The sequence below is a fragment of the Waterburya sp. genome, assembly GCF_058530065.1.
The window spans coordinates 1-19,024 of sequence record NZ_JBZNBU010000043.1 but is presented as its reverse complement, the minus strand read 5'-3'; the positions used below and the strand labels follow the sequence as shown (position 1 = coordinate 19,024).

Genomic DNA, 19,024 nt, shown 5'->3' with positions numbered 1-19,024 from the left:
GCGAAATTCTCATTCCTGGGGCTAGTAAAGTTTTTGCGGTTGCCGATCATCAAATTGCCCACGTTTATATCAACGATCTCAGTTGTTTCGATCGAGTTAAAAGCATCCTAGAAAATACTCCTGGGATCGATCTAGTTTTAGACAGTTCGGGCAAAGAAGAATATAATCTAAATCACGATCGTTCGGGAGAGCTTGTGGCGATCGCCAATTCAGACGCTTGGTTTAGTTATTACTATTGGCTAGAGGACAGGCTAGCCCCTGATTTTGCCCGCACTGTAGACATCCATCGCAAACCTGGATACGATCCTGTAGAGCTATTTATCGATCCCCAAATTAGCTTGCCGAAAGCTAAAGTTGCAATGACTTTACTCAAAAAGAAATTAGGTTTTCGTTATTTGATGGATGTTATTCCTTTGGATGCCGACTTAGTTAAAGGTTCTCATGGTCATCTGACTAGCTCGCCAGCACAATCGCCTTTATTGATTACTCAGCAGCAAGATATCTTGAAAAATGAAACAATTGAAGCTAGGCAAGTATTTGATGTAATACTTAAGCATCTTACTTAGCTAGACTTTATCCATTTTGAGAAAAAAGTGAAGTTGAACAACGATTTTTAAGTGTATCGTTAGGCTTAAAGCATGAGTTTTAATTTGCCCATTGAAATTATTAGTGTTCTCTTGCCTTTTGGGGAAGGCGTTGCTGGATCGAGGTATGATTCAGGGCAATTGCGATCGCTTTGAATAATGGATTTATTATGAATATGATGTATACGTCTCATTTCACAGAAATAACCTAATCTAATTTCTAGATGAATAGATTTAATATTATTTTATTCAAACAAAAAAAAAAGAGAGAATTAATCCTCTCTTCCTTGACTTTAATTTATTTACGCGATCGCCTTAGCTTAGAGATTCTAAATAATCTCGAATCAAATTTCTGCGTCGGGGTTGGCGTAGTTTTTGTAAAGCTTTGGCTTCAATTTGACGCACTCTTTCCCGCGATAATTCCAAACAACGACCGATTTCCGCTAGAGAAAAGGGTTTTTCCCCTCCAAAACCAAAACGCATTTGAATTACTTCTCTTTCGCGACTGGTTAATTCTGAAAGTAGATAGTGTAAATCTTTCTGTAAAGACTCTCGCATCAAAGTTTCTTCAGGAGAAGCACTTTCAGTTTCCAACAAATCTCCCAATTCCGTATCTTTTTCCTTACCGACTTTAATTTCCAAAGATACCGAACGAGGTACGCGCAATAACACTTCGCGAATTTGGGCTGCAGTCATATCCAACTCTTTAGCGATATCCTCAATTTTGGGAGTGCGTCCTTTCTCTTGAGAAATTTTGCGTTGAGCTTTTTTAATTTTGTTGAGTTTTTCCGTAATATGAACGGGAAGGCGAATAGTTCTGCTTTGAGTAGCGATCGCTCTGGTAATTCCTTGACGAATCCACCAGTAAGCATAGGTACTAAAACGATAGCCTTTGGTCGGATCGAATTTTTCTACCGCCCTTTCTAGCCCTAGAGTACCCTCTTGAATTAAGTCTAATAACTCTAAACCGCGATTTTGATATTTTTTAGCTACAGAAACGACCAAACGCAAGTTTGCTTTGATCATATGTTCTTTGGCGCGGATGCCACTGTTTTGAATTTTATCTAGTTCTTTGACATTGCAACCAATAACTTCCGCCCAAGCCTGTTTGCCCGTTGCTAGCTTTTCTTTCAGCAGAGAAATTTCCATACCCAATGCCATTGACCATCTTTTCAAAGAAGGACGGTGACTAATTTGAGTAACCAGACGATCGTGAACGTCTACTAGCTCGATAAATTCTTGGAGAATTTCGTTGCCTGCTTCGGCAGCTTTAGTTCTCTCTTCCAGAATCTGAATGTGTTTTTGAACTTTTTGAGCTTCTGAAACTTCTTCGTCTCTCTCTAATAAGGGTACTCTACCGATTTCTTGTAAATATAATCGGACTAAATCGGTAGTAGTACGGCTACCTCTTTGAGGAACGCGATCGGGATCTATATTGTCTAGGTCGAGTTCTACAAGTTCTTCTGGTAACTTATCAGAACCATCATTATCGGTTTCTAAATCTAGACGAAGATCGGGATTGGGTGAAGAATTATCTCCTTCGGTTTCAACATAGGAAGAACTAGCAAGCATAGGGATTTCTTAATGACGACTCCAGTGAAGGTTGTGGATTTGACTCCCTCCTCTGAGAATAGATTGCCCAATTTGCTCTAAAAAAGAACATAACTCCAGTATTTTTCTTTTATTCTAGGGTTTGGGCTTAACAACATGGTTGGCTGTTCCTTGTTGTCGATCTTCTAGATTGTGAGGAAGTCGATAAATATTGCTTTCTGGATTGAGGAATGCCCTTAGAAGTCAAAAGTTCCCCTAAACTAAAATACTTTATATTTCTTAATGACAATTGAGAGGCGATCGCTAGTTTTAACTCAGCAGTTTTTCGTTTCCATTGAAAAATAAAATGTTTTCATCTTGGGGTATTGAGGTTATAAAAAACAAGAAAGAAATAGTAACTTAGCCGTAGAAAGTTTTCATGTTTGCTTGGATTAAATTTGTACGCTATCTCAACTGGATAAACGTACAAAAAACTATTGCTTGCGTGATTCAAAAGCGACTGACTGGTTTGGCAGCGGAGATGGCTTTTCATGGAATGTTAGGCTTGTTTCCAGCCATTATCGCCGTTCTAACTGCTATTAGTTTATTCGAGCAATCTGTAGAATCTACCTTAGTTGGTCTGGCAATTCATTTTGCCGACATTATTCCAGTCCAAATTTGGACTTTACTCTTAGAATTCATTGAAGATATTAAAACAGCCGAAGGCAAAAGCTGGTTCTCGTTGAGTTCAATTGCGGCAATTTGGATTATTTCTGGAGTATTAAGTGCTGCGATGAATGCTTTAGATGAAATCCATCAAGTGGCAGAGCAAGACAAACGCTCTTACTTGCAAACAAAAACTATCGCAGTTTCTCTAACAATTTTAACTTTAATATTTTTAATTATTGCTTGTTTTTTACTCTGGGTAGGAGATTTTCTGTTACACATTGCTCTCCAACAAAATTGGACTTCTCTTTTACTATCTACTTGGAAAATTTTTAGCACGATTGTAATTATTGCGATCGTCACTACTAGTGCGGGAGTAATCTATCAGTTTCAAACTAATTTAAGACGCAAAAAAGATCGAGAATTCAAATCGACTATTATTGCCTTAATCATTCTGTTAACAGCAGTAGCCGTTCAACTAGTTTTTGCTTGTTTTCTGACGTTCCAAAATCTGATTATCAATTCCAACCTAGAATTGGCATTGAGTGAAATGCTGGTCGATCTGTGGCGCATTTTGGGTTTTCCGATCGCTTTGGGTATCATTGCGATCGCCTTTAGTCTGATCTATCGCTATGGTTCGAGCCAGCGGACTAAAAATATCCCTATTTTTCCAGGAGCAATTTTAGCAGCTATTTCTTGGGCGATCGTTTCTTTGATATTTCGTTTTTATGTTTCCCATATTGGTATCTATAGCAAAATTTATGGTGCGGTGGGAACTGTAATTATTTTAATGTTGTGGTTATATTTAAGTTCTCTAGTAATGCTAATTGGCGAACAGGTTAATAGCATTGTGGGCGAAGCAATGAATGACAGGCAAAGGCACTAACATTTTGAAACTAGATAATTGTTGTATCTAGGGTGACAAATTTCCTAAAAAACACCAAATAGCCGATAATATATTGTGGGGACTTCCGATCTATCATAGACAATTTACTTGCTAACCATGCCCAAAACTAAGAAAAAAACCTTTTTACTAGATTTTGAAAAGCCTCTTTGCGAGTTAGAATCTAGAATAGAGCAAATTAAAACCTTAGCAGAAGAAAACCAAGTAGATGTTTCCGCAGAAATATCTCAGCTGGAAGTAAGGGCAGAACAGTTAAGGCAAGAGATATTTAGTACATTAACCCCAGGTCAGAGGCTACAGCTAGCTCGCCATCCTCGTCGCCCCAGTACCCTAGACTACGTCCAAGCTATTAGCGATGAATGGCTGGAATTACACGGCGATCGCGGTGGTTATGACGATCCTGCATTAGTAGGTGGCTTGGCTCGCATCAATGGTCGTCCAGTGGTAATTATGGGACACCAAAAAGGTAGAGACACTAAAGATAATGTCGCCCGCAATTTTGGTATGGCTTTCCCAGGAGGCTATCGCAAGGCGTTACGTTTAATGGAACACGCCAACAAGTTTAATATGCCAATTTTGACCTTCATCGATACCCCTGGAGCTTGGTCTGGAGTGGAAGCCGAAAAACTCGGACAGGGAGAAGCGATCGCCTATAATCTTCAGCAAATGTTTGGTTTTGACGTACCGATTATTTGTACGGTTATCGGCGAAGGTGGTTCTGGGGGGGCTTTGGGTATTGGAGTAGCCGATCGCCTATTGATGCTAGAACATTCGGTCTATACTGTTGCTAGTCCCGAAGCTTGTGCGGCAATTTTGTGGAAAGATGCGAAGAAAAGCGATCGCGCTGCTGCTGCTCTAAAAATTACTGCTGGAGATTTAAAAGAACTTAATATTATCGATGAAATTATTCCCGAACCCAGTAGTGGAGCCCATGCCAACCCTGTAGAAGCAGCAGCCAAATTAAAGGAAACTATCGCTGATCATCTCGAACAATTGACTCAAATGACTTCCGAGCAACGAAAAGAATTGCGCTATCAAAAATTCCGCGATATCGGACAGTTTGAAACAGTCTAGGGTGAATAACCAAAATTTTATTTAATTCTGCGATCATTTACTAATGCTATAATTGCTAAGGCAATATTTTGTTACATTAATTTTAATGTAGGGTTGCTGCAAGACCTAACTAGTAAATAGAAGTTCTAAAACTTAGAACCAGAGACGCTAGAGAAGTCAAAAGCATAAATATATTTAAGTCAAATCGACACTTGCAGTATTTTATATTTTCGCTCGTCGGAGGTAAATATTGTTACCGATATTTCACCCCCTTGACGAACAATAAGAAATTTATCCCTCTGGATGCAGCTAATAGCTGAGTTCGGAGAATCTTCTGCGAGCAGACAAATTCATCAGAAAAGCAAGTTTGGGAAACGATCGTCAACAAATAATGAATTCACCTTCAAATCAACTACGAGCAATAGTGACAGGTGCTAGTAGTGGTATTGGAAAAGCAACTGCGATAGCTTTTGCTAAATCGGGTATTGAGGTTGCTTTAGTGAGTCGTTCTAGGGCTAAGTTAGAAGCCGTAGCGGGCGAAATAGAAGCTTTAGATACTCCAGGAACAGTGAAAGTTTATTCTTTGGATTTAGAAGAATTAGAACTGGTCAGACAAAAAATTAGTGACATTTGTTCCGATCTGGGTTCGATAGACATTCTCGTCAACAATGCAGGAATGGGCTACACCAATTCTTTATACAAAACTCCCCTTCAAGATTGGCAGAGAGTATTAAATCTCAACCTAACCAGCATATTTCAATGCGTTCAAGGAGTTTTACCCCGAATGCGCGATCGCAAGTCAGGAACGATTATTAACGTAGCTTCGATCGCTGCTTTCAATGCTTTTCCTGATTGGGGTGTATATGGTGTGAGCAAGGCAGCTTTGGTTGCTTTAAGCAAAGCTTTGTCAGTAGAAGAGAGAGCTAACGGCATTCGTACTGTAACTATCTCTCCTGGTTCGGTCAATACACCCATTTGGGACACAGATACCGTAAAAGCAGATTTCAATCGGGAGGCAATGCTTACTCCAGAGATTGTCGCCCAATCTATACTCCATACAGCTTTGCTACCCCATCAGGCGGTAGTAGAAGAGATGATTGTTATGCCCAGTGGAGGGGCATTGTAAATAACATCGCTCGCCAAAAAAATTACAGCAAGAGGACAGAGTTTTACTCGCATTAACACATTATGACAATAGTTTCTTCTAACAGTTCTAATCGTTCTGAATCTTTTAATGGTAACGGTAATGGTTCAAATCCACTTAAGGCTAGTTTGCTAGAGCAAGTTGAAAGTAGACCAGACCGCAACACTCATAACGGTAAAGCAGCAGAAATCAAGGCAACTTCAGAGGCTGCCAAAGTAAAAATGATGGAAGCTGTTTACACCATGCTAGAGTCCGTAGGCGAAGATCCAGAACGAGAAGGATTGCTGAAGACTCCTAAAAGAGTTGCCGAAGCGATGCAATTTTTAACTAGCGGCTACAATCAGTCTCTAGAAGAACTCGTTAACGGCGCAATCTTTGACGAAGGACACAATGAAATGGTTTTGGTTAGAGATATTAACTTCTTCAGTCTTTGCGAACACCATATGCTGCCCTTTATGGGTAGAGCACACGTAGCCTATATTCCCAATCAAAAAGTAGTTGGTTTGAGCAAATTAGCCCGTATTGTAGAAATGTATGCTCGTCGCTTACAGGTACAAGAACGTTTGACTCGTCAAATTGCCGAAGCAGTTCAAGAGATTCTAGAACCTCAAGGGGTTGCTGTGGTTATGGAAGCAAGTCATATGTGTATGTCGATGCGTGGAGTCCAAAAACCTGGTTCTTGGACTGTGACTAGTGCGATGATCGGTTCTTTTCAAGACGATCAAAAAACTCGCGAAGAGTTTCTCAATCTAATTCGTCATCAGCCTAATTTCTAAATTTTTTAAATGGTTTAGTTTAGAAATATTTTGAATTTAAAATGACGAGAAGTGAAATTCTCGTCATTTCTTTTTACAATGGACAATTGCTTGGTAGGATAGCCTGTATTTGCTCCAGTTGGGTAGCGCGTAGCAAAACCCAACATTCATTCATTTAACTACAAAGTCTCTGCTCTAACTATTATTTTAGATGGCTTCTGTATTTCGTAAAGCTTTTAAATCTAAAGCATATAATAGTTCGTATCCATTCTCTAGATAACCTTTTCCTCGGAGATAGCCTGTATTTGCTCCAGGAAGAATATATTTCAATGTATCTGGAGAAAAGCGATCGCGCAATTTGGCAATACTGTCTAACTGTCGCCACCAATGAAAAGTTTTAGCAGTGCGTAAAGGAACAATTTCTGTTGGGGATTTGGGTAGCAAATGTCTTCCCGTAAATAATATTCCTCCTTCTTGTTTCCAATACAAACAAGAAGAACCAGGAGAATGTCCGCAAGTCCAAATAAGTTCTAAATTGTCTCCAACAATTAAATTATCGGCAAAAGAATTAACTGTGACTTCAGGTAATAAATAGGCTTCTTGTTCCTGAATTATGACTTCACAGTCGAGGTTTTTCTGCATCTCCATTACATTTTTGCCAATCCCACCTCGATGAGTAATAATTAACGAGTTTACCCCCCCTTGAGAAATTAAAAACTCTTGATTTGGTTGATTCCAAGCAGGACAATCGAGGAGAATATTGCCACTTTTATCTACAATAAAGTAAGAGGTAGCACCCAAAGTATCTCGATTGGGGGCAAAAGCAAATATTCCTGGCAAAATTGGGCGAGGAGATTTGTGGTTGACCGAGCTTGAATGATTAATTTTGGTCGAGTTTTCGGGCATTCTAAAATATAGAGGTACTTTGTTTACACTATCCGCTCGCATTTTTATTTTATCTTTCCACTCTTAATTTTCAGTCCACAATAGTTATTGAGGAAAAAATTTAGGATACAGATTTAGAAAGACTTTTTTATGGAACTCTGGTTAATTTTAGTTGTATTAGGTCCTATCGCCTATTTAATTGTGGATCGTAGTGTTAAGCATAAGACAACTACTCCTGTATGGTTGTGTTGGTTAGTAATTATGCTACCATCCTTTATTTGGACGACTTGGACTTATATTTTTGGCGAAGAACAACCTTTACCAATACTTGTATTTTTGTTGCCTCTAATTGTTTGTCCTTTGCTATATGGATGGCTCGTTCAACGAGGCAAACCAGAAAAAAAACCAGAAACCAGTACCGCACAACCCAGCGAACAAAAACTTGTAGCTATGGCAAAAACCACTGCCGAATCTAATCCTGCCCCTCGCCCTATAAATACCCAGGAAGAAACTACTCTCCGTAATTGTTTTCCATGGAACGTTTATTATTTGCAAAATATTGATTATCGCCCTCAAGCAATATTTTGCCAGGGGAAATTAAAGACAATACCAGAAGATGCTTATCGAGAAATTAAACAGAATATCGAGCAAGCTTTTGGCGATCGCTTTTTCCTGATTTTTCAAGAAAATTTTCGCGGTAAACCTTTTTTTGCCTTAGTTCCCAATCCCCATGCTAAATCGAAAGAGAAGGAGCAAGGAGAAAACGATCGCCGAGTAGTTTTTGCTGCTGTGATGTTTTTGATTACTCTATTAACTACTACCATTGCTGGGGTTAGTATTGATGGCACTTCAGTCGAAGAATTATTAGCCAATCCTAACTTACTTTTAAAAGGATTGAGTTATAGTTTGCCTTTACTTTTAATTATTGGAGTGCAGAAATTTAGCCATTTCTTCGTAGCGGGTTATTACAAAATTCGCACTACCCTGCCCTATTTTATTCCCTTTCCTTTTTTACTAGACAATTTTGCCGTAGGAACTTTGGGAGCATTGAGTCAAAGAAGATCTCCCATCCCCCATCGTAAAGCCTTATTCGACCTAGCAATTATTAGTTCTTTAGCAGGATTTATTTTAATCGTTCCTATTTCTATTTGGGGGTTTTCCTCATCTACAGTAGTGCCTTTAGAAGAATCTTCTACATTCAATCTTCAAGCTCAAGATCCTCGTATATCTCTATTCCTTTCTCTGATTGCCAAAGCAGCTTTGGGTTCTTCTCTAACGGCAGAAATGGGCGTTCGACTTCATCCCATCGCAGTTGCAGGATGTGTGGGCTTGTTTATTGCAGCAATTAATTTAATTCCCATCGGACAATTGGATGGAGGGCATATCGTTCATGCTGTCTTCGGACAAAAAATGGCGATCGCAGTAGGACAAATTACCCGTATTTTGGCTTTATTATTTGCTCTAATTCATCCCTATTTTTGGATTTGGGCAATTATTATGTGGTTGATACCCTTGATAGATCAACCCGCTCTTAACGATGTTACAGAACTCGATAATAAGCGGGATTTTTTAGGTTTATTTGCTTTAGCGTTATTGATTGTGACTATTTTACCCTTGCCTAACGCGATCGCAGGATTGCTAAATATGTGATAGGTTTATGAGTTATTTAATCAGGAGCAGCAATTACGGTAAGCTCCACAGTACCTTCACTGGATTTACCTTTCTCATCTTCTACTGTATAGCTCAAGCTAAATCCCCCAGGAACATTCCCAGCAGTGTAAACAATTTTATTGTCTTCAATTACGGCTTGTCCTCCAGAAAAGGCAGCATTAACTCCTGTGAGAGTTAGTTCGTCTCCCTCTGGATCGGTATCGTTTGCTAAAACATCAATTGTAATTGTGCTTAAAATAGAAGTAGTAGCACTATCGCTATTGGCTACAGGCGCACCATTGGGAATTACTTCTCCTCTAATCTCTTGAGCAATTGCCGAAAAAGTATGATTGTCCGATTCAAATGCCGAACCACCTTCAGTGAGGGTGGCTACAATAATTTCATCGTAAGCAGTATCTTGATTAAAAAAGACATTCACAAAAGCAAAAGGTTCGTTTAAATGTCCTGTTTGTTCTCCGTTATAAGCAGGATTCCCTTTATAGGATTCTGTGTTAACCGTACCAGAATCATTGATAAAATTTACCAAGTCAGAAGTTTTAAAAGATGCAACTTCTTCACCATCATTTTTGAAAGTTATTTGGTTATAAGGATCTCCAGCAGACCACCAAAAACCAAAATATTTTTGCTCTTCGCTAACAGTTAATTTATAACTTCTAATAGATTCTAATACCTTTTGAGTAATAAATTTTGAACCATTTGCCCCTCCCCATTGATTGGCAGATTTAACTTCTAAATCGCTACTGTAAGAATAGGTTGTATTGTTATTAGTTACATTAAAAGAATTTGTGCCATTTTGATTTTCAAAATCAACTACAAAATATTCATTACTGTTTGGTAGTTGAGAGCTTTGGATTTCTGGGGCTTCAATGGTGACAGTTATTCCATTGCTTAAAGCTTTTTCAGCACTAGTAGCAATTCCTAATCCAGCTAGTAAAATACTACTAGTTAAAATTTTAAATATTTTCTGGTTCATTAACTTGATTATGATGAAAAAATCGTAATTTATATTTATGTTTTTCCTTGTAAGTCAATCGTAACAACTGAAAAGATAAATGTTATCCCTTGAAATACCGATTAGTTTTATAAAGTAATTATCAAGTTAATTATTAATAAAAGAGAGAAATCTAATAATAAAGACTGTAATTAGATATTTATTGGGTTAATTCTAGAGTTTTTGAAATACGTATAAATACTGTTGAGTTTCAAAACTTCAATTAGAATTTAGCATAACTATAAAATTAAAAAGCGATCGCAACTTTTAATAATGCGATCGCCATAAATATAATTAAAAGAGTTTTTAGTAGTTAGTAGGGGCGAACGGCGGTTCGCCCGTACAGTTTTTAGTTCAATTAATTAGTAGATTTGAACCACTAATTAGTTAAGACTCTCAAATCGAAGATTATGAGAGGGGACTTAGACCTAAAAACTAATAACTAATAACTAATAACTAACCGAAGGTTAAATAAATAATTGGTAATTGGATAGTTTTAACGATATTTTCCTTCAGTATCGGGACTCTCCATACGAGGTAAACCCATACTATAGTTACGAACTCTAGCACCAAGATTGTAGCTAATTTCGCCACCAAGCAAGAGAGAACGAATAAAGTGTTCTAAATCAGAACCGATGAGACGTAGATTGTATTCGCTTAAATCTTCGCCATTGTTCTTTTCTACTAGTTCGTCAAACTTACGATATACCTTTTGGAGAGTGTCTTCACTCCAATTAAATTCATTGTCTGGATCGATATCTAAAGTTAAAACGCGATCGCTAGGAACTAGTTCGTTATCTTTAACTTCTGCGGTGTAAATACGAACGTGACGGGTGGTGGACTTAACAAGCATACTATTATCTTTTAGATTTTATTATATAAGCTTACTTGGCAGGACAAAAAATAAACCATAATTTTCTACCCACCAAATAAACCCCAACTAATTACTTATAAGCTTTGATGCACTCTTCAACTAAAGGAGTTACGGCATCAACATCTTTCCAGCCTAAGATTTCAGTTTCTTTTTTCTCTAGGTTTTTATAAGTTCTGAAGAATTCAGCAATTTCTTCTAAACGGTGGGGAGCAACATCTTTTAAGGATTTTACTTCGTTGTAACGAGGATCTTCAGCAGGAACGCAAAGAATTTTTTCATCTCGATCGCCACCGTCAATCATTTCTAGCATACCAATGGGTCTTGCAGCAATTACACAACCAGGAAAAGTAGGTTCATCCATCATCACCATGCCATCTAAAGGATCGCCATCATCAGCCAAAGTATTGGGGACAAAACCATAATCGAAGGGATATTGAACAGAAGCAAATAAAACGCGATCTAGAGCAAAAGCGTTCATGTCTTTGTCGAATTCATACTTGTTTTTGCTACCGCCAGGGATTTCGATTAAAACGTTAATTACGCCAGCTTCAGGCTGTGCTGGAATCAAAGATAAGTCCATAAAATTCTCCTAATAGTAAATAGGTTAACTAAAAACAATGATTTTTATATCCAGAAAAAAATTCTTTCTGGCAGGCGATCGATTCAAATTCAATAAAACTTAATAGAACCGCCATGAAGCATTCTACCCGATTGAGAAACCAATTTTATTTCTATCTTGCTTGGGAGAATTAAGATTCAGCCATCAACCTTTGCCAGTTTTGAGGAGTAGGACATTTAAAACTCAGTTTTTGTTGCGATCGCGGATGAATCAAAGTTAATTTGTAAGCGTGGAGAAAATAACCGCAATCTCCTGGCACGGGAATAGATTTCATGGCTTCAGTTATGGGTGCAAAAGTTCCTCCCGAAATATATAAAGGATCGCCTAATAGGGGATAGCCTAATGCTGCCAGATGGATTCTAATTTGGTGGGGACGACCAGTAAAGATGCGTACTTCAAGTAAAGTGCGATCGCTATAACGTTGAATTACCTTACAGTCACTAAGAGCGGGTTTGCCGTTTGGTGTTGCGCCATAGATATAACCCAAAACTGGATGGGAAATTTTGCCAATGGGTCGATCAACAGTAAAGCGATCGCTCATGGTGTTTTGTTGCACCAGAACGCGATAAACTTTGCTAATCTGAGTTTTATTTTGCCCGATAGTACTGGGACGTATTTGTTGGGCTAAACTAGATTTTCCTAAAGGAGAACGCCCTAATAATAATAGCCCTGAAGTTCCCCTCCCCAAACGATGGATCGGTGAGGGGGTAGCTTCAGGGTAGAGAGTTTTTAATTGCCAGAGTAAAGTATGTTCTAGAAAACCACCTCCAGGGATTACAGGCAGTCCAGAAGGTTTATTAATGACTAAAAAGTCTTCATCTTCGTATAAGACCTGAAAATTTAACGGAACTTCGGGTTCTTGCCAAGGCTGACGATGATAGGCTAATTTATCTCCTGGCTGAAGAATAGTATCAATTTTAACCAAGCGATCGCCAAGTAAAATAAAACCCGATTCAATTCTAGTTTGCCATTCTTGGGGGCTAGAGTGACGATACTTTTGGGCGTAATAATCTAATACCGTTTTTCCTGCATCTTGTGGCGATACGCGATCGCGATAAATCCAGCCCCGATTCATTAAAATTATTAATTAAAGTTTTCGTCAGTCCAATTGAGAAATAAGTCCATATCCAAATAGGTTTCGCCATCTACTTGGGTAATTGCTGACTTAGTTTTATTCCCTGTAACTGGTTCGTCGCTACTGCGCTGATTGCTGCCACTGCTGAGTCTAATTGGACCACTAGCAGCCCACACCCTACGATCTAATAGCCTAATTAAAATTTGATTGGCATCCGTACCAGGTTTAAAAGTCACTAAAAGTCCATTGGGAAGACAAGGACCACCCTCATAAGCAGCAACGCAAAGGGCAGGGGAGTTATTAACTGTATCAGCTTTAATGTATTTTAGAGTTCCGTTGTTATGGAAATTCTTAAAGCGATTGGAAACAATCTGACAGCGTTGTTCGGGTGTGAAAGGAGGGGGAAAAGAACGATCTGTCCATCTAATGAGAGGAATAGATCCTCTTTCAGTTAAAACAGTGGTTGCCATTTGCTGAGTATCGCAAGCAAAGCGATCTTGAGCTTGGGCAGATTCAACACCAGTAGCGATCGCACCAACAATTAAGCTCAAACCGAGCATCGTTTGTGTTAACAGGTTTCGTTTCATGGTTCTAGCTACAGAGTAGTTATGTTGTAAGTATAAATATATAAAGTCTAAATATTAGATTAGATCTAGTTAGTTAGGTTATTTTACTAGATAGGAAAGCAGATCGAGGTTTATTGCACTTCCGATTTCCTTAACCCTCAACAAAAAGAGATCTTGTCTTTTTCATAGGTTTGAGATGGAGACTGTATGCAGTTTTGGCGATTCAACCTGTTTTCCAAGAGCATCTTAAATTAAAATTTGTGTATTTATATGCACTTCCTTTGTATTATAGCTTTTGACTGGCTAGTATTTCCAGTCTGTGATCCAAAATACAATAAAATTTTAAAACTATTTTAAAGTAAGTTAATCATGTCTATTTCCGACAATACCGATGAAGATTTATTGCTGCAACAAGATATTTTAGGCGATCGCCCTTTTTCCCTAGCCGAAGCAATTGGCAGAGAAGGAGGAACGTTTCTCAAAGGGGAATCTACAGTACCCAAATTAGTCCAAGTAATTACAGCTATCAATCTTTTTATCGATCGCAATCTAATAGACAATTCGGCTGCACTACAAGCAATTTTACATCAATGGGTTAAAGTAGACCCTAGAGTCAGCCAATATAAAGAAACTCCTTTAGTAGCTTTAGAAGCCATGCTGCGCTCTATTTTAGATAATCCCCATCTACTTTACGAGCTAGTCAGACAAGTAGATATTAAGTGGGGACAGATGTACGACGAACGACCCTATTTTCAACAACCAGGACAGCCACCTCATCCTAATGATGAATATACCCACGAATCTGTCAGACAAGATTTACAGGATTTATTAGATCGACTGGTATTGAGTATAAAGAAGAGTTAAAAATTAGTTGTTGTCAACAGATCTAATTTGTTCTAAAACTAGATCTATATTATCTGCGGGTTCGAGACAAGATAAACCCTGACAGACCAAAGCGATCGCATTTTCGGGTAAGTCGGTTTCAAGCCGAAAAACTGTAGTAGGTAGATAATTAGTCTTTAACAAATTAAGGGTTTCCCGATCGCTTTTAACGCTAGTACCATTTAAGAACCAATCTAAAGCGACAAACAAACTAGGGCAAGCAGTAGGAGACTTGTGCATCACCATACTGAAAGCTTCCAGGGCTGTTTCTGCCCGCTCGCGATATTCTAAATTATCAGTAACGAGAGACAGTCGGACTAAATTAGCGATCGCTACGCCATTGGCAGAGGGGGTGGCATTGTCTAGATAACTCCGCTCTCGTACTAATAATTCTTTGGCTGCATCGACAGAATTATTATAGTAGCCCCCCGTATCTTCACTCCACAACAAGCGATCGAACTCTTCTTGAACTTCCACCGCACGGTTCAACCATTGAGGATTATCGGGACAAGCGTTATGTAAATCTAACAAAGCTTTGATCGCAAAAGCATAGTCTTCCGACTGGGCGGGTACGGTGGCTACTCCGTCGTAGTTCAGCCGTTGAAATCTCCCCTCCAACCACTGATTTTGTTCGATAAACTCCATTGCTGCGAGCGCCAGATCTAAATAAGATTTTTCTTGAAAGACAGCATAAGCCCTTGCCAAGCCAGAAATTTGCAAACTATTCCAAGCTGCAATTCCTTTAGTATCGGTAACGGGAGGAATTCGCCCCAACCAATTGCCATTTTTAGCTTCCTGATTGTTTTTGGCAGGGGGAAATGTAGTTATTGCTGTTCTGGGTTGCCCGTAACGCACCGCAAATAGTTTATCTAAAGCTTCGACTATTGTTGGAGACAATTCCCCTGTAGATAGGCGTTGTAGAACGTTATTACCTTCAAAATTACCTTGGGTAGTAAGATTAAATTCCCGTTTTAATTCGGCTAATTCTGTCGCGCTCAAGGTAGATTCTAACTCGGTATAGCTCCACACATAAAAAGCTCCTTCTTCTGGCTCTACTTCTGTAGGGGTAATAAAATTATCTGCATCCTGGGCGGCATAAAAATAACCGTCGGAGTGAGTCATTTCTCGTTGCAACCACTCTACCGTTCCCGCGATCGCTGTTTGAATTCCTGGTTGTTTTACCCCTTTGCTCCAGAGATCGCTTAAATACTCCAGAATTTGACCGTTATCGTAGAGCATTTTCTCGAAATGGGGTACAGTCCAAGTATGATCTACAGTGTAGCGATGGAATCCTCCTCCTACATGGTCGTAAATACCGCCCGTAACTAGATCTAGCCCTCGTTGTTGGGATAGGGCTTGAGGATTATAAGTATATTCGCGCTCGAAACGACTACCGTGCAAAGCCAGAGTTGCATAGGGAATCATCGGAAAACTGGGACGACCAGGATTGTTGGGTTGAATAGCTGCGGAATTAACTTCGATCGCCCGATCTAAAAGTTCTTTACTTGAGTTATTGCCTTCTCCTTGGGAGAGCAACGCCGATTGTTGTAGGTTTTGTAGAATCTCTGTTTTAAAAGCAGTTAATTTTTCTGGCTCGTTATCGTAAAAATTCCGAATTGCTTTGAGGATTTCAATAAACCCAGGACGACCATATTTAGGCTCTACGGGAAAATAAGTGCCACCATAAAACGGGACTAGATCTTCAGGATTGAGAAAAATATTCAAGGGCCAACCCCCTTGTCCGGTCATCATCTGCAAAGCTTGCATATAGATGCTATCAATATCTGGTCTTTCTTCGCGGTCTACTTTAATTGGAAGAAAATTAGCATTAAGATAATCGGCGATCGCGCGGTCGGAAAAAGCTTCTCCTTCCATCACCGTACACCAGTGACAGCTAGAATAACCAATAGAAAGAAAAATCGGTTTATTATCTCGTTTTGCTTCTTCTAATGCCGAATCGCACCAATACCACCAATTAATCGGATTTTCTGCGTGTTTGCGTAAATAGAGACTTTGACTAGATGCAAGATGATTAGACATTGATTCTTCTAAAGGGCGATCGCTTGATAGTTTTAAACCGAATAATTGCCAGACAAAGTATTAATCAACAATCAATTCTTTCGCTTTATCGTAGACTAATTTTTGTTCTGGAGTAGCGTTAGCCAGACATTCAGCGTGAATCTCTTCCAAACTAGCGATATAAGTTTTATTCTGACGCAAAATTTGATTAGCTTTAGAAGAAGAGATCGTCGCTAATTGCGCTCTTAAGGGTAGTTTGCGAAATACTGCCAAACGTTTTTCCAAAGACGACATTTTTTACCAGATGAAAGAGGATAATAATATTACCCTAGCAGCGATCGATAACCCATGAAACCACTTATTAAAACTTTTATCTTGGCATTAGTTATCTTAAACCCTATCTCACTTCAATTGACCTTGAATGGCGATCGTCAATCCTCAGTAGCCCAAGCTTTACCACCTCCAGAAGACATTCCCGAAGAAATCTTGCGGACGGAAATAATTTTAGAAGGGCGATCGCCTATTGATGGCAAGCCCCTATCTGCCCGAGAATATGAAGAATTAAAAGCTGAATTGGCTCAGAGTACTAACAACCCTAAAGTAAATTCTAATGTTCGGGAATTAATTTTTTTGCTACAGCTTAGAAAATTCCTCAAAACAGTAATTCCTTTCTACTAGACTATTTTATCGAAAAATCAATAATTTTTTTATATATTGCGTAAAACTAGTTAAAGTATGTATACAAATACTTTATAAAATTTGACTACGCTGTTTAAATCTAGTCTAACTGGATTTTGAACTAACAGACTTCTTTTAAAACCACTGCTACTACATACTTGGATACTGGTACTTTAATGTCTATCACCATTGCTCCCGAACAAGTTAACAAGATTGTTTACAACTTGCATCACAATCCCTTTGAAGTTTTAGGTCGTCATCCTTACGAACAAAACGGCAAAGTCCAAAGCTGGGTTATTAGAGCTTACTTACCCGATGCTAATGCAGCTTGGGTAGTTTGCCCTGAAAAAAGAACTGAATATCCCATGCAGCCAATGCACAATCCTCATTTCTTTGTTTGCGTAGTTCAAGATCCAGACTTCTCTAACTATCAACTACGGATTAAGGAAGAAGACGGCGAAAGAGTAATTTACGATCCCTATGCTTTTAGTTCTCCTAGAATTACCGATGTCGATATTCATTTGTTTGCAGAGGGCAATCACCATCGCATTTATGAAAAACTAGGAGCGCACCCCACAACTATTGATGGCATAGCAGGTGTTTATTTTGCTCTTTGGGCACCCAATGCTCGTAATGTCTCAATTTTGGGCGATTTCAACAGTTGGGATGGCAGAAAACACCAAATGCGTAAGGGTAGCAGTGGTATTTGGGAATTATTTATTCCCGAACTAGATACAGGTGCTGCTTATAAGTACGAAGTTAAAAACTGGGAAGGACATATTTATGAAAAGTCTGACCCTTATGGTTTCCAGCAGGAAGTTCGACCCAAGACAGCTTCCATCGTGGCAGATCTCAACAGCTATCAATGGAAAGATACAGCCTGGATGGAAGAACGTCGTAACAGCGATCCTTTAGCCAAACCCATATCTGTTTACGAGCTTCACTTAGGTTCTTGGATGCACGCAGATGCTAATGAGCCTACAAAGTTACTTTCAGGAGAAGTTGAATCTATACCCGTTTCTGATTGGAAAGAAGGAGCGCGTTTTTTAAGTTATTACGAACTAGTAGACAAACTAATTCCTTATGTTAAAGAACTAGGCTACACCCACATTGAAGTATTACCCGTTGCCGAACATCCTTTTGATGGTTCTTGGGGATATCAAGTTACGGGATATTATGCTCCTACTTCTCGCTATGGCAAACCCGAAGACTTCATGTATTTTGTCGATAAATGTCATGAAAACAATATCGGCGTAATTGTAGATTGGGTTCCTGGTCATTTTCCCAAAGACGGACATGGTTTGGCTTTCTTCGACGGTACTCATCTTTACGAACATGAAGATCCTCGCAAAGGAGAACACAAGGAATGGGGTACATTAGTCTTTAACTACAGTCGCAATGAAGTTCGTAACTTTTTAGTAGCAAATGCCCTCTTCTGGTTTGATAAGTATCATATTGATGGCATTCGAGTTGATGCGGTGGCATCCATGCTTTATCTAAACTACTGTCGTAAAGATGGGGAATGGATTGCTAACGAATATGGCGGTGCGGAAAATATCGAAGCTGCGGATTTCTTGCGTCAGGTCAATAGCTTATTGTTTAGTTATTTTCCTGGAGTGCTATCTATTGCTGAAGAATCTACTTCTTGGCCGATGGTATCTTGGCCTACCTATACTGGTGGATTGGGCTTCAATATGAAGTGGAATATGGGCTGGATGCACGATATGTTGGACTATTTTCACATGGATCCTTGGTTCAGGCAGTTTCATCAAAACAATCTGACTTTCAGTATGTGGTATCACCACAGCGAAAACTATATGCTGGCTCTTTCCCATGATGAAATCGTTCACGGCAAGAGTAACATCATTGGTAAAATGCCTGGGGATGAATGGCAAAAATTTGCTAACGTCCGTTGCTTGTTTGGCTATATGTTTGCTCACCCTGGTAAAAAGACCATGTTTATGAGTATGGAATTTGGTCAGTGGAGTGAATGGAATGTTTGGGGAGATTTGGAGTGGGATCTGTTGCAATATCACCATCACAAAACTTTAAAACAGTTCTTTTGTGATCTAAATGGAGTTTATAAGAGCGAACCTGCTTTATATAGCCAAGACTTCGAGGAACCAGG

17 protein-coding genes and 1 pseudogene are annotated in these 19,024 nt (G+C 39.1%); 9 read left to right on the top strand and 9 right to left on the bottom strand.

Annotation, left to right across the window (positions count from 1 at the left end; translation table 11 throughout):
- Positions 1-566 (top strand): annotated as a pseudogene (locus AC33VI_RS02940) (alkaline phosphatase family protein); the annotation flags it as partial.
- 333 nt (positions 567-899) lie between these two features.
- Here AC33VI_RS02940 and sigC read toward each other — a convergent pair.
- A complete protein-coding gene (gene sigC, locus AC33VI_RS02935) occupies positions 900-2,156 on the bottom strand; it encodes an RNA polymerase sigma factor SigC (RefSeq protein ID WP_491780777.1) in 1,257 nt (418 codons plus the stop codon).
- Between the two features lie 397 nt (positions 2,157-2,553).
- Between sigC and AC33VI_RS02930 the strand changes: the two genes are divergently transcribed.
- The 4 genes from AC33VI_RS02930 (at position 2,554) to folE (ending at position 6,657) form a co-directional block, all read left to right on the top strand.
- The gene (locus tag AC33VI_RS02930) at positions 2,554-3,666 is read left to right on the top strand and encodes a YihY/virulence factor BrkB family protein (protein ID WP_491780776.1); all 1,113 of its coding nucleotides are present in this window, start codon (positions 2,554-2,556) and stop codon (positions 3,664-3,666) included.
- Between the two features lie 117 nt (positions 3,667-3,783).
- The gene (gene accA, locus AC33VI_RS02925; RefSeq protein ID WP_491780775.1) at positions 3,784-4,758 is read left to right on the top strand and encodes an acetyl-CoA carboxylase carboxyl transferase subunit alpha; all 975 of its coding nucleotides are present in this window, start codon (positions 3,784-3,786) and stop codon (positions 4,756-4,758) included.
- Positions 4,759-5,128: 370 nt separating this feature from the next.
- Positions 5,129-5,863, top strand: coding sequence for an SDR family oxidoreductase (locus AC33VI_RS02920; RefSeq protein WP_491780774.1), 735 nt, complete (start codon positions 5,129-5,131; stop codon positions 5,861-5,863).
- A gap of 62 nt (positions 5,864-5,925) precedes the next feature.
- Positions 5,926-6,657, top strand: coding sequence for a GTP cyclohydrolase I FolE (gene folE / locus AC33VI_RS02915; RefSeq protein ID WP_491780773.1), 732 nt, complete (start codon positions 5,926-5,928; stop codon positions 6,655-6,657).
- 186 nt (positions 6,658-6,843) lie between these two features.
- Here the strand turns inward: folE and AC33VI_RS02910 are convergent, their stop codons facing one another.
- Positions 6,844-7,542 (bottom strand): MBL fold metallo-hydrolase, encoded by a 699-nt coding sequence (locus AC33VI_RS02910; protein ID WP_491780778.1) that lies wholly within the window; start codon positions 7,540-7,542, stop codon positions 6,844-6,846.
- 129 nt (positions 7,543-7,671) lie between these two features.
- On the opposite strand from AC33VI_RS02910, the gene AC33VI_RS02905 reads away from it, so the two are divergent.
- On the top strand, positions 7,672-9,171 hold the full coding sequence (locus AC33VI_RS02905) for a site-2 protease family protein (protein ID WP_491780772.1): 1,500 nt from the start codon (positions 7,672-7,674) through the stop codon (positions 9,169-9,171).
- Positions 9,172-9,187: 16 nt separating this feature from the next.
- Here the strand turns inward: AC33VI_RS02905 and AC33VI_RS02900 are convergent, their stop codons facing one another.
- The 5 genes from AC33VI_RS02900 to AC33VI_RS02880 all read right to left on the bottom strand — a co-directional run bounded on the left by AC33VI_RS02900 (position 9,188) and on the right by AC33VI_RS02880 (position 13,338).
- Entirely contained in the window at positions 9,188-10,165 is a 978-nt protein-coding gene (locus AC33VI_RS02900) for an Npun_F0296 family exosortase-dependent surface protein (protein ID WP_491780771.1), read from the bottom strand.
- A gap of 514 nt (positions 10,166-10,679) precedes the next feature.
- Complete coding sequence (locus AC33VI_RS02895; RefSeq protein ID WP_491780770.1) at positions 10,680-11,036, bottom strand: NAD(P)H-quinone oxidoreductase subunit M; 357 nt, start codon at positions 11,034-11,036, stop codon at positions 10,680-10,682.
- Between the two features lie 91 nt (positions 11,037-11,127).
- Positions 11,128-11,637 carry an inorganic diphosphatase gene (locus tag AC33VI_RS02890; protein WP_491780769.1) on the bottom strand — a complete coding sequence of 170 codons (510 nt, stop codon included), beginning with the start codon at positions 11,635-11,637 and terminating at the stop codon, positions 11,128-11,130.
- 169 nt (positions 11,638-11,806) lie between these two features.
- Positions 11,807-12,751, bottom strand: coding sequence for an RluA family pseudouridine synthase (locus AC33VI_RS02885; RefSeq protein ID WP_491780768.1), 945 nt, complete (start codon positions 12,749-12,751; stop codon positions 11,807-11,809).
- Between the two features lie 8 nt (positions 12,752-12,759).
- Complete coding sequence (locus AC33VI_RS02880; RefSeq protein WP_491780767.1) at positions 12,760-13,338, bottom strand: COP23 domain-containing protein; 579 nt, start codon at positions 13,336-13,338, stop codon at positions 12,760-12,762.
- A gap of 348 nt (positions 13,339-13,686) precedes the next feature.
- On the opposite strand from AC33VI_RS02880, the gene AC33VI_RS02875 reads away from it, so the two are divergent.
- A complete protein-coding gene (locus AC33VI_RS02875; protein WP_491780766.1) occupies positions 13,687-14,181 on the top strand; it encodes a hypothetical protein in 495 nt (164 codons plus the stop codon).
- 3 nt (positions 14,182-14,184) lie between these two features.
- Here AC33VI_RS02875 and AC33VI_RS02870 read toward each other — a convergent pair whose 3' ends face one another.
- Both AC33VI_RS02870 and AC33VI_RS02865 read right to left on the bottom strand, forming a co-directional pair.
- Positions 14,185-16,239, bottom strand: coding sequence for a thioredoxin domain-containing protein (locus AC33VI_RS02870; RefSeq protein WP_491780765.1), 2,055 nt, complete (start codon positions 16,237-16,239; stop codon positions 14,185-14,187).
- A gap of 60 nt (positions 16,240-16,299) precedes the next feature.
- A complete protein-coding gene (locus tag AC33VI_RS02865; RefSeq protein WP_491780764.1) occupies positions 16,300-16,512 on the bottom strand; it encodes a hypothetical protein in 213 nt (70 codons plus the stop codon).
- Between the two features lie 54 nt (positions 16,513-16,566).
- Between AC33VI_RS02865 and AC33VI_RS02860 the strand changes: the two genes are divergently transcribed.
- On the top strand, positions 16,567-16,896 hold the full coding sequence (locus AC33VI_RS02860; RefSeq protein WP_491780763.1) for a hypothetical protein: 330 nt from the start codon (positions 16,567-16,569) through the stop codon (positions 16,894-16,896).
- Positions 16,897-17,072: 176 nt separating this feature from the next.
- Positions 17,073-19,024: 1,4-alpha-glucan branching enzyme (glgB, locus tag AC33VI_RS02855; protein WP_491780762.1), on the top strand; the 1,952-nt coding region annotated here is incomplete at its 3' end.